The 10,874-nt window shown below is 75.6% G+C and carries 11 protein-coding genes; 8 read left to right on the forward strand and 3 right to left on the reverse strand.

Translation table 11 applies throughout. From position 1 onward, the window contains the following. Positions 1–182: 182 nt before the first annotated feature. Positions 183–1,988: a GNAT family N-acetyltransferase gene (locus ACFUC1_RS18590; RefSeq protein WP_379122465.1), complete on the reverse strand. Its 1,806-nt coding sequence runs from the start codon at positions 1,986–1,988 to the stop codon at positions 183–185. A gap of 213 nt (positions 1,989–2,201) precedes the next feature. Between ACFUC1_RS18590 and ACFUC1_RS18595 the strand changes: the two genes are divergently transcribed. Genes ACFUC1_RS18595 through ACFUC1_RS18620 form a run of 6 tightly spaced genes read left to right on the forward strand, consistent with a single transcriptional unit; the run spans position 2,202 to position 8,285 of the window. Beyond that, positions 2,202–3,578, forward strand: coding sequence for an MBL fold metallo-hydrolase RNA specificity domain-containing protein (locus ACFUC1_RS18595; RefSeq protein ID WP_379122467.1), 1,377 nt, complete (start codon positions 2,202–2,204; stop codon positions 3,576–3,578). A 59-nt stretch (positions 3,579–3,637) separates the two neighbouring features. Next, on the forward strand, positions 3,638–3,934 hold the full coding sequence (locus ACFUC1_RS18600) for a DUF1876 domain-containing protein (RefSeq protein ID WP_379122469.1): 297 nt from the start codon (positions 3,638–3,640) through the stop codon (positions 3,932–3,934). Positions 3,935–3,949: 15 nt separating this feature from the next. Beyond that, positions 3,950–6,700 carry a cation-translocating P-type ATPase gene (locus ACFUC1_RS18605; RefSeq protein ID WP_379122471.1) on the forward strand — a complete coding sequence of 917 codons (2,751 nt, stop codon included), beginning with the start codon at positions 3,950–3,952 and terminating at the stop codon, positions 6,698–6,700. Between the two features lie 48 nt (positions 6,701–6,748). Next, positions 6,749–7,069: a 2TM domain-containing protein gene (locus ACFUC1_RS18610; RefSeq protein ID WP_379122473.1), complete on the forward strand. Its 321-nt coding sequence runs from the start codon at positions 6,749–6,751 to the stop codon at positions 7,067–7,069. Continuing rightward, positions 7,066–7,962 (forward strand): universal stress protein, encoded by an 897-nt coding sequence (locus tag ACFUC1_RS18615; RefSeq protein WP_379122475.1) that lies wholly within the window; start codon positions 7,066–7,068, stop codon positions 7,960–7,962. The genes ACFUC1_RS18610 and ACFUC1_RS18615 overlap by 4 nt, the downstream gene beginning before the upstream one ends. Then, positions 7,959–8,285, forward strand: coding sequence for a dsRBD fold-containing protein (locus ACFUC1_RS18620; protein ID WP_379122477.1), 327 nt, complete (start codon positions 7,959–7,961; stop codon positions 8,283–8,285). The genes ACFUC1_RS18615 and ACFUC1_RS18620 overlap by 4 nt, the downstream gene beginning before the upstream one ends. Positions 8,286–8,445: 160 nt before the next feature. Here the strand turns inward: ACFUC1_RS18620 and ACFUC1_RS18625 are convergent, their stop codons facing one another. Beyond that, the gene (locus tag ACFUC1_RS18625) at positions 8,446–9,450 is read right to left on the reverse strand and encodes a zinc-dependent alcohol dehydrogenase family protein (protein ID WP_379122479.1); all 1,005 of its coding nucleotides are present in this window, start codon (positions 9,448–9,450) and stop codon (positions 8,446–8,448) included. A gap of 124 nt (positions 9,451–9,574) precedes the next feature. Further along, entirely contained in the window at positions 9,575–9,712 is a 138-nt protein-coding gene (locus ACFUC1_RS18630) for a hypothetical protein (protein ID WP_379122481.1), read from the reverse strand. 232 nt (positions 9,713–9,944) lie between these two features. Between ACFUC1_RS18630 and ACFUC1_RS18635 the strand changes: the two genes are divergently transcribed. Both ACFUC1_RS18635 and ACFUC1_RS18640 read left to right on the forward strand, forming a co-directional pair. Then, a complete protein-coding gene (locus tag ACFUC1_RS18635) occupies positions 9,945–10,349 on the forward strand; it encodes a hypothetical protein (protein WP_379122482.1) in 405 nt (134 codons plus the stop codon). Positions 10,350–10,360: 11 nt separating this feature from the next. Continuing rightward, on the forward strand, positions 10,361–10,874 hold a 514-nt coding region (locus ACFUC1_RS18640), incomplete at its 3' end, for a hypothetical protein (protein WP_379122484.1).

Below are 10,874 nucleotides of genomic sequence, written 5' to 3' on the forward strand. Positions count from 1 at the left end.
AGACTGGCTCCACCAGTACAACCACCACCGCGCCCACACCGCCCTCGCCGGACGACCACCCATCAACCGCGTCAACAACCTCGCGGGTCAGTACAGCTAGGCGGCTTCCGGCCGCCCGATACAGGACCTTGGTCCCGGTCCGTGGCCCGTCGCGACCTGGCCCCCGGCGCGTCGCGACCGGGTCACCGACGCGCGCGGCCGCCGCCTGCGCCCCGTGGGGGCAGGAGGCCCGCACAGTCCTCGAGCCGCCCGGCACGACCGGCGACCGCCAGGGCCCGCAGGGCCGTGACGTCGTCGGCGAATCCGGGCACGTCGCTGCGCAGGGGGTGCCCGTGCGCACCGACCGGCCCCCCGTCCACCAGCAGGAGGGCAACGCCCGGGTGCGACTCGTGCACCAGCCCGACCACGCGGTCGAGCTCCCGGCGACGCAGCCGCGGGGTGGGTGCCACGTCCACGACGACCGCGTCCACGCCCGGCTCCTCACAGAGGCTGTCGAGGACGGCGGCCAGCGGCCCCGGGCCGACGTCCCGCTCGAGGGCCACGACCGCGTCGCGCACGCGGGTGCCCGGGACGAGTGCCTTGACCCGGCGCTCGACGTACTGCGTGAGGTCGGGCAGCGACAGGCCCAGCGCAGGCAGGCGGCGGTTGGCACCGGCGTGCTCGCTCCACGGGTCGTTGGTCAGCAGCACCACCCGCGCTGCGGGGGACCCGGTGCCCGCGGCACAGAGCCGGCCGGTCGACACCAGCTCGTGCACGTCGGATGCCGGGACGAACCACGGGGAGCCGCCGCCGGTCGAGGGGCCCTGGCCGAGCCGCGCCACCACGGGAGCCCCGTGGGGTGCCTGGTGGGCGAGCGCCCGGGCCAGCGCACGGCCGCTCGTCGTGTCCGACGAGACCAGCACGACCCCGACTCCGGGCTCACCCGCGAGCCACGCGGCCGCATCCGGCACGCCCACGCCCACCGCGGCACCGAGGTCGACCGCCGCCGCGACGCCGACGTGGTGCCGTGCCAGTCGCGTGACGAGCTCGGTCCCGCGGCCCCGGTCGCCCACGACCGCGACCGTCCCGGGTCGCAGGTGGGCGGCGGCCGTACCGACCGACAGTGCCCCCGGCTCACGGGTCCCGGCGACGAGCCGCGCCCCCGGCCCCACGACACGGGCTCCGGTGGCTGCCGCCACCCGGGCCGCCTCCAGGACGGTCGTGGTGACCTCCTGGGTGGGCCGGCCGGACCCGAGCACGACCGCACGGGCGCCCGCCCCGACGACGTCCCGGACCACGCGGGCGGGGTCCGAGACGTCACCGACCACGGCGAGGTCGAGCAGGGGTGGCAGCTCGCTGCCGTGGCCGCGGACGATCGGGACCGTGAGGTGGCGCACGGGTGCGCTGCTGCGGACCCGGAGGGCGCCCGGCCCCCCGGTCCAGCGCTCGGGTCCCTCCTCGCGCACGACCACGACCGACTCGGGGTGGAACAGCGGTTCGAGGTACTCGTGCCAGGCGATGTCGGTGCGCGCGCCCATGGCACGGCGCAGGTCCTCCACGCGGTCCAGGTCGATCCAGACGTCCGCAACCCCCTCCGACGCGTCCACCCGGACGTCGGGGCCCAGGTGGCGCAGGACGTCGAGCATCTGGCCGTTCGTGCTCAGGACCTGCCCGCTCAGGGAGTGCAGCCCGCGCGCGAGCGACCGGTCCACGAGCCCCTCGAGCACGAGCGTCCCCACCCCGTGGCCCTGGACGCGGTCGGCGACGGCCACCGCGAACTCCGCGCTGTCCTGGTCGAGACGGTGCGTCGACCCGACGGCGACCACCGTGTCCCCCATCGTGGCGACCAGGGCGTCCAGGGTGCGGTGGCGGTCCAGCAGGACCGCCGTGTACTCCTCCGACAGCGGGGAGGCAGACAGGAAGCGCTGGTAGCTGGAGCGGGCGGACAGCCCGTCGAGCAGCCGCTGGATGCGGTCCTGGTCGTCCAGCCGTGGCACCCGGAGCACCACGGGCGCCCCGTCACGCGTCAACGTCCTGCCCGGCACCGCCCTCACCAGCCTCCCTCCCCTGCGCCCACTCTCGCGTCGGCAGCCGGTTCCCGGCCCGGGTCCAAGGTCCCTGTGGTGAGGCTCCGGGTACGCCGACGATGGTTCCAGTCCGCGGTGGGCCGCCCCGCAGGACGAGGCGTCGGGACCAGCCGGCGGCGGCCGGAGGGAGCCACCGTGTCCGTCATCCTCAGCTTCGCCGGGGCGGCCGGCACCGTGACCGGCAGCAAGTTCGTCGTGGAGCACGCGGGCTCGCGGACGCTGGTCGACGCGGGTCTCTACCAGGGCGAGCGGTCCTGGCGCCGGCTCAACTGGGAGCACGCCATCGGGCACCCGGAGACCGTGGACGACGTCGTCCTGACGCACACCCACCTGGACCACTGCGGCTACCTGCCCGCCCTCGTGCGCCAGGGCCTCCACGGCCCGGTGTGGGCCAGCGCGGGCACCGCGGGCCTGCTGCCGATCGTCCTGCGGGACAGCGCGCACCTCCTCGAGGAGGAGGCGGCATACGCCCAGGCGGCGGGGTACTCCAAGCACGACCCCGCGCTGCCCCTGTACACCGCGGCCGACGTCGAGCGCGTCCTCGACCTCGTGCGGCCCGTGCCGTTCGCGACGGCGCAGCACACCGCCGGAGGCGCGACGGTGACCCTCCACCGGGCCGGGCACGTCCTGGGCTCGGCCTCGGTGCACGTCATGGTCGGCGGGCGCTCGGTGCTCTTCTCCGGCGACCTGGGCCGCCCCACCCACCCGCTCCTCCTGCCTCGCGAGGACCCGCCGGCCGCGGACGTCGTGGTGCTCGAGTCGACGTACGGCGACCGGCTGCACCCGCACTCCGCAGGCTCGGACCAGCACGAGCCGCTCGCGGCCGCCATCCGCCGGACCATCGGCCGCGGCGGGTCCGTGCTCATCCCCGCGTTCGCCGTCGACCGCACCGAGCTCGTGCTGCTGGCGCTGGCCAGGCTGCGGGCCCAGGGCCGCATCCCGTCCGTGCCCGTCCACGTGGACAGCCCGATGGCCCTCGCGGCGCTCGAGGTCTACCAGCGGCCCGACCTCGCACCCGAGATGCGGCCCGACGCCATCGCCGAGCTGCTGGAGATGACCGACGTGCACGAGGCCAGGACCGCCGACGAGTCACGGCGCCTGAACACCCCGGGGACGCCGTGCATCATCGTCTCCGCCTCCGGGATGGCCACCGGCGGTCGCGTCGTGCACCACCTCGCCAGCCTGCTGCCGCACGCCAGGAACGCCGTGGTGCTCACCGGCTACCAGGCGGTGGGGACCCGCGGACGCTCGCTGCAGGACGGGGCGCGCGAGCTCAAGGTGCTCGGCCAGTACGTCCGCGTGCGCGCGGAGGTGGTCGTCGACGACACCTTCTCGGTCCACGCCGACGCGGACGAGCTCGTGTCGTGGCTGGACCGGCTGCCCCGGCCGCCGGAGGTCGTCTACCTCGTCCACGGCGAGCCGGCCGCGCGAGACGCCCTCGCCCACCGCGTCCGCGAGCACCTCGACTGTGCCGTCGCGCTCCCGCGCCTCGGCGAGCGGGTCGTCCTGTGACGGCCCACCACCCGCACCGCCCCCACCCGGGTGGTCCCTACCCCGCGAAGGAGAGCCCCATGTCCGGTTCGGCATCGACCCCACCGCGCATCCGCCAGTGGCAGGTCCAGCTCACCCTGTTCGAGCACGAGGGCGCCACCCACGCCCGCGCCGTCCTGCACGGCGACTCCCCCACCCCGATCGAGGCGGCCGGTGACAGCGCCCGTGGACCGAACGACAGCGACGTCCCGGAGATCGGCGACGAGGTGGCCGTCGCCCGCGCCCTGCGACGGCTGGCCGACCGGCTCCTCGACACGGCCGCCGGGGACATCGAGGAGGTCACCGGCGAGCACGACGTCACCCTGCGGCCGCTCTGACGCATCCGGGCCGCCATGACCGGCACGGAGTCCGCCACGACGCTCACGACACTTCGCGAGCCGGACCCGCGGGAGTCGGCGGACCGCCTGTTGCGCGACCTGCGCACGAGCCGCCGCGGCCTCGCCGGTCGTGAGGCCGCGCGGCGGCTGGCGGTCACGGGTGAGAACGTTCTCGTCCGGTCCGGGCGACGGCTGTGGGTGCGCGAGCTGCTGCGACAGCTGACCCACCCGCTGGCCGCCCTGCTCTGGCTCGCGGCCCTGCTCGCCCTCGCCAGCGGCACCGTCCCCCTCGCGGTCGCCATCGTCGTGGTCGTGCTCCTCAACGCGCTCTTCGCGTTCGCCCAGGAGCGTCACGCGGTCCGCGCCGTGGAGGCGCTCGAGGCATACCTCCCCCAGCAGGTTCGGGTGCGGCGCGACGACGTGCTGGTGACTCTCGAGGCACGGCTGCTCGTACCCGGCGACGTGGTGGCGGTCAGTGAGGGCGAGAGGGTCTCCGCCGACGCGCGGGTCATCAGCGGCTCGGTCGAGGTCGACCTGTCGACCCTGACCGGCGAGTCGCTCCCCGTCGCCCGCGGGGTCGAGGGCCGCGTGGACGCCCCGCTGCTGGAAGCCACCGACCTGCTCTTCAGCGGCACGTCCTGCGTGGGCGGGGACGCGGAGGCGGTCGTGTACGCCACGGGCATGCACACCGAGCTCGGGCGCATCGCGGCGCTGGCCCAACGCACCGAGCCCGACCCCAGCCCACTCGAGCAGCAGGTCACCCGGGTCGCGCGGCTCATCGCCCTCGTGGCCGTCGGCACCGGGCTGGCGTTCATCCCCGTCGGCACCCTCGTGGCCGGGATGTCGGTGGCGGACACGGTCCAGTTCGCCATCGGGCTGCTCGTGGCCAACGTCCCCGAGGGACTGCTCCCGACCATCACCCTCGCCCTGGCCCTGGGGGTCCGCCTGCTGGCCCGCAGCGGTGCCCTGGTGAAGCGGATCTCCGCCGTGGAGACCCTGGGGTCGACCAGCGTCATCTGCACGGACAAGACCGGCACCCTCACGCTCAACCGCATGCGGGTCGTCCGCTGCTGGACCCCGTCCGGCACGACCACGGTCGACCCGGCTGCCGGCACCCCCCTGGCGGGGGCACGGCGCCTGGTTCGCGCCGCCGCGACCTGCACCAGCGCCACCTGGGACCCCGACGTCCCGTCCGTCGAGCACGGCGACCCCACCGAGGTCGCACTGCTGCGGGCCGCCCCGCTGGCCGGCCTGCGCGTGCCCGACCACTCCGACCGGCTTCAGGTCTTCCACTTCGACCCCGCCCTCAAGCGGATGTCGGCGGTGCACGCCGACGGAGGTGACCGGCTCGTCCTGGCCAAGGGAGCACCCGAGTCGCTCGTCGCGCTGTGCCGCTTCGTCGGGGCCGAGGACGGCACCGACCTGCTGCTCACCGAGGAGCAGCGCACCGCCGTCCTCGCGCTGGTCGACGCGTGGGCGCGCGAGGGGCTGCGGGTCCTCGCCGTGGCGTCCCGCCGCGTGTCCCCGGCGGAGCCCGACCGGCTCGAGCGGTCCGGGGCCGAGCGCGACCTCACGCTCGTGGGGCTCGTCGCGCTGGTGGACCCGCCCCGCACCGAGATCGCGCCGGCCGTGCAGGCCTGCCACTCCGCCGGCATCCGGCTGGTCATCGTGACCGGCGACCACGGGCTCACCGCCAAGGGGATCGCGCAGCAGGTCGGCATCGGCGACGCGGACACCCCTGTGGTGACGGGGCGAGACCTCGACGCGATGGGCGACGCCGAGCTGGACGCGCTGCTCGAGGCGCACGACGAGCTGATCTTCGCCCGCAGCTCGCCCGAGGCCAAGCTGCGGATCGCCGACGCGCTGCGGGCGCTCGGCCACGTCGTGGCGATGACCGGGGACGGCGTCAACGACGCGCCGGCGCTGCGCCGGGCCGACATCGGGGTGGCCATGGGGCGCACCGGCACCGACGTCGCCCGCGAGGCCGCCACGATGGTGCTCACCGACGACAACTTCGCCACCATCGTGGCCGCCGTCCGGTCCGGACGACAGGTCTACGACAACGTCCGCAAGTTCATCGTCTACATCTTCGCCCACGCCACCCCCGAGGTCGTGCCCTTCCTCGCGTACGCACTGTCGGGCGGACGGATCCCCTTGCCGCTCACCGTGATGCAGATCCTCGCGATCGACCTGGGCACGGAGACGCTGCCCGCGCTGGCGCTCGGACGGGAGTCGGCGGAACCGGGGATCATGGAGGCGCCCCCACGGCGCCGTGGCCAGAACGTGGTCGACCGGACGATGCTCGGCCGGGCGTGGGGGCTGCTCGGGGGCCTGTCCGCGGCACTGGTGCTCACGGCATACCTGGTCACCCTGCGGGCCGGCGGCTGGCGGCCCGGCGCCGACGTCGCGACGGGACCGCTGCACCACACGTGGCAGCAGGCGACCACCATCTCCTTCCTCGCGATCGTGGCGTGCCAGGTCGGGACCGCCGTCGCGGCACGGACCCAGCGTGCGTCGTTGCGACGCACCGGGCTCCTGACCAACCCGCTGCTGGGGTGGGGCATCGCGTTCGAGCTCGCGTTCGCGGCCGCGGTGGTGCTCCTGCCGGCCGCGCAGCGCGTCTTCTCGACCGCTGCACCCGAGCCGTGGCAGGTCGCCCTGCTGCTCCCGATGCCGGTGCTGGTGTGGGGTGCGGACGAGGTGTGGCGCTGGCGCCGGCGACGGTCGCGGCCGACTGCCGCGGCGGGACCAACGGCCCGTCCCTGAGGCCGTCGGGCGGCCCGATGCTGGATGTCGGGAAGGGAGATGGTCCGGATGTCAGACCACGTGCGCACACCGATGGGTTCGGACACGACGGAGGACAGCGAGCTGCGGGAGCGGGCGCTCAAGCGGCTCAAGGACAAGCGCGGCCTGATGGCGCACGTCCTGTCGTACGTCATGGTCAACGGCCTGCTCATCACCATCTGGTTCGTCACCGGCGCCGGGTTCTTCTGGCCGGTGTTCATCCTGCTCGGGTGGGGAATCGGCCTCGTGTTCAACGCCTGGGACGTCCTGTGGCCGGAGCCCGGTCCCGAGCGGGTGCAGGCCGAGATGGATCGCCTGCGCCGACGCGAGCACCCGGGGGGAACCCCATGACGACCCCCACCGGCCGCCCCGTCGTCGTCGGCGTCGACGGCGCCACGTACACCCGCAGCGCCCTCGACTGGGCCCTCGAGGAGGCCGTGCGCGAGGGCTGCGGCATCATGCTCGTCCACGGGCGCTCGGTGCCGGTCCAGGGTCCGCACATCGAGCCGCTCATGGAGGCCTCCGACGCGGTGGCGCAGCGCATCCTGAAGTCCGCACGCCAGCGCATCCACGGTGTCTCCCCTGGCACCGAGGTGACGACCGCAACGGGGATCGGCAGCCCGGGGATGCTCCTCGTCGACGCGTCCCGGGACGCCCGGCTCGTCGTGGTCGGTGCACGGGGCCGTGGCTCGGTCGCCAGCGCCTTCCTCGGGTCGACGTCGGTCGACGTGACCGCCCGGGCGCACTGCCCTGCCGTCGTCGTGCGCGAGCTGCCCGCCACCAGCTCCGCACCCTCGGGCGTCGTCGTCGGGTCGGACGGGTCGGAGCTCAGCGCCGCCGCCATCGGTGAGGCGTTCCGCGAGGCCGACTCCCGCGGTGCCCCGCTGACGGTGGTGCACACGTGGTCGATCGAGCTCGCCGACACCGGCATGACCATGCTGGGGTCCGACGAGGCACGCCAGCGGATCGCCGAGTCGGAGTCGGCGCTGGCGGCACAGGCGGTCGCCGGCTGGGCAGAGAAGTACCCGGACGTGGAGGTGCGGACCGTGGTCCTCAACGCCCACCCCGTCGAGACGCTCGCCGAGGCGTCGCGCGACGCCGAGCTCGTCGTCGTCGGCAGCCGGGGCCGGGGAGGGTTCCGCGGGCTGCTGCTCGGGTCGGTGAGCCAGGGCGTCCTGCACCACGCGCACTGCCCCGTCATGGTCGTGCGACCGGAGGACGGGCGAGCGGAGGACGGGTCATGACGCCCCAGGCCGCCGCGAACCCCGCGCCGCCCGCGGACGAGAACCCTCCGGCCACGATGCGCTACTGGCTGGTCCGCGTCGCCATCTCCGAGCGCGGGGACAGCACGTGGGCCCGGGCCGTGCTGCGCACCAACCCGGGCCGCGAGCTCGACGCCACCGGGCGCGCGGTGTGCCGGGCAGAGGACCTGCCGGACCACGAGATCGGCGACGAGGTGGCCACCGCCCGCGCGCTGCGCGCCCTTGCCGACCGGCTGCTCGAGCGCGCCACCGCCGACATCACGCAGGTCACCGGCGAGCACGACGTGTCGCTGCGGCACCACTGAGCGCCACACCCACCGCTGCGCGCCGCACCCCCACCGAGCGCACCCCACGGAGTGTGGCACCACCGAGCGCGGCACCACCGCCGGCCGGGTCCCGTCGGGCCCGGGTCCCCGATCCGGTGCGGGCGGTCCGGTGCGGGCGGTCCGGTGCGAGCGGCCGCGTTCAGGCGTCGGACCAGCCTGCCAGGACGGCGACACCGGTCACCCGGCCGGTGGCGAGGTCGTCCAGCGCAGCGTCCGCCTGCTCGAACGGGTAGCTGGTCACCTGCGCCCGCACCTGCAGCCGCCCCGCGAGCCGCAGGAGCTCCTCGCCGTCGGCCCGCGTGTTGGCGGTGACGGTCGTGAGCCGCTTCTCCAGGAACAGGTGCCGCTGGTAGTCCAGGACGGGCACGTCGCTCAGGTGGATGCCGGCCAGCACCAGCGAGCCACCGCGGTCCAGCGCCTCGAGGGCGACCGGCACGAGGTCGCCCACCGGGGCGAAGACGATGGCCGCGTCCAGCGGCACCGGGGGCTCGTCGTACGCGTCGCCGGCCGACGCCGCACCGAGCTCGAGCGCCATCAGCCGGGCCCGCGCCCCGCGTGTGAGCACGTGCACCTCCGCCCCCTGCGCCAGCGCCACCTGCGCCGTGAGGTGCGCGCTCGCACCGAAGCCGTAGAGCCCGAGGCGCCCTCCCGGGGGCAGCGCCGCCCGCCGCAGCGCCCGGTACCCGATGATGCCGGCGCACAGCAGCGGCGCGGCCTGCTCGGCCGGCAGGGAGTCCGGCACCCGGTAGGCGAACGCGGCGGCCGCGACGACGTACTCGGCATACCCGCCGTCGTGGTCCCAGCCGGTGAACTCCGCCCGCGGGCAGAGGTTCTCGGTGCCACTGCGGCACCACCGGCACTCGCCGCAGGTGTGGCGCAGCCACGCGACGCCGACACGGTCGCCTGCGCGGAAGCGCCCGCCGGACCCGGGGCGGACGACGGTGCCGACCACCTCGTGCCCGGGGACGACGCGGGGACGGTGCGGCGCGAGGTCCCCGTCGGCGACGTGCAGGTCGGTCCGGCAGACCCCGCACGCCTCGACGCGCACGAGCACCTCCCCCGGCGCCGGCTCGGGCACGGGCCGGTCGACCAGGCGCAGCCGTCCCGGGGCGCCTCCTCGGCCCGTGACCTCCCACGCCCTCATCCGCAGTCCCCCTCCGTCCAGGGCCCCGTGTGGGGCCCGGCCCCACTCCAGCACGACGGGCCGCGCGGGCACCAGGACCCAGGTCCCGTCGCCGTGCCGAGGACCCGTGCGCCGGTCGCCCGCCTCAGTGCTCGTCGAGGTCGGACCAGTCGAGGGCGTCGCCGTTCAGGCGCGACCAGCCCCCGCCGAGGAGGATCTCGAGCAGCTCCTCCATCTCGGCGTGGGTGAGCCGACGCTCGTCCGGGCGCCCCTCCTCGACCACGCTCCCGCCTCCCCGGCGTCGAGGGCGCCTGCACGCCCGTGTCCCCAACGTCGGTCAGGCGCCACTGCCCGGCAACCGGGCCGTGGCGCCCGTGGGCGTGTCGCGCGGTGATACCAGCCGAACGGCCGAGTCTGCCGTTCGCCGCGGGACCAATGACCCTGAGCGTCGCCGGCGCCGGGGGGTTGACTCGAGATCGGGGGCGGACCGCCCGCACCGGGACGAGGGAGCAGGTATGCCGCAGACGTCGAGGACACCGCGGACCCACACCGCCGACCCCACGGGGGACGGCCTGACGCACCTGTCGGTGCGCGAGCTGCTGCAGCGGCTGGCCGCCTGCGAGGAGGAGCTGCGCTCCCCGCTGCCCGAGGACCCGCTGTCGTCGCCCGCTTCGTCGGCCGGCTCGCCCGCAGGCCTGGCGGCGGGTGCGCGCGGGTCCGGCCGGCACGTCGCGGGCCGCCAGGCGCCGGGCGCGGGGCTGTCGATGCCGGGCCAGCAGCCCCCGGCCGAGCGGCAGGCCCTCCTGCGCGAGGAGGCCGCGATCTCGCGCGAGCTGCAGCGGCGTCGGCACCTGCGCCACCCGCGCCAGCACGCCGCCGAGCGGCGCCCGTCGGCGGCCTGGCCGCCCCCACCGTGGTGACAGGAGAGGCCATGACCACTGAGACGACGGCCGGCTACCCGGTCGAGACGGTGACCCTGCACGACGAGCCCACCCTGGTGCTGCGCGGCACCGTGGCAGGGGGCCAGGTGGCGACCTTCATGCAGGAGGCGTTCGCCCGCGTGGCACGGGTCGCCGGGAGCGACGGGATGCACATCGCAGGGCCCCCCTTCGCGCGCGTGCACCCCGACAAGGGTGGCACCTTGCAGGTCGAGGCGGGCTTCCCCGTGAGCGGGGTGGCCCTGGGCCAGGGCGACGTCAAGGTCTCGCACCTGCCGGGCGGCACGGCCCTGCGCACGACGCACCGCGGCGCGTACGCCCGGAGCCGCCTGGCCCACGAGGCGCTGCACGCATATGCCGCAGAGCACCACCTCACGCCCGCGGGCGACGCGTGGGAGGTCTACCTCGACACCCCGGACGTCCCCCAGCCGCGCACGGTGGTCGTGCTGCCGACCCTGGCCGCGGGCGACGCGGCCCTCGCCGCGGCCGACGCGGCCGACGCGGCCC

The organism is Pedococcus sp. NPDC057267, assembly GCF_042668795.1.
Lineage (GTDB): Bacteria > Actinomycetota > Actinomycetes > Actinomycetales > Dermatophilaceae > Pedococcus.

Excerpts from the sequence above, each read along its gene's own strand:
- ACFUC1_RS18620 (WP_379122477.1), top strand. The coding sequence starts at position 7,959 with ATGACGCCCCAGGCCGCCGCGAACCCCGCGCCGCCCGCGGACGAGAAC.
- ACFUC1_RS18610 (WP_379122473.1), top strand. The coding sequence starts at position 6,749 with ATGTCAGACCACGTGCGCACACCGATGGGTTCGGACACGACGGAGGAC.
- ACFUC1_RS18605 (WP_379122471.1), top strand. The coding sequence starts at position 3,950 with ATGACCGGCACGGAGTCCGCCACGACGCTCACGACACTTCGCGAGCCG.
- ACFUC1_RS18625 (WP_379122479.1), bottom strand. The coding sequence starts at position 9,450 with ATGAGGGCGTGGGAGGTCACGGGCCGAGGAGGCGCCCCGGGACGGCTG.
- ACFUC1_RS18635 (WP_379122482.1), top strand. The coding sequence starts at position 9,945 with ATGCCGCAGACGTCGAGGACACCGCGGACCCACACCGCCGACCCCACG.
- ACFUC1_RS18600 (WP_379122469.1), top strand. The coding sequence starts at position 3,638 with ATGTCCGGTTCGGCATCGACCCCACCGCGCATCCGCCAGTGGCAGGTC.
- ACFUC1_RS18615 (WP_379122475.1), top strand. The coding sequence starts at position 7,066 with ATGACGACCCCCACCGGCCGCCCCGTCGTCGTCGGCGTCGACGGCGCC.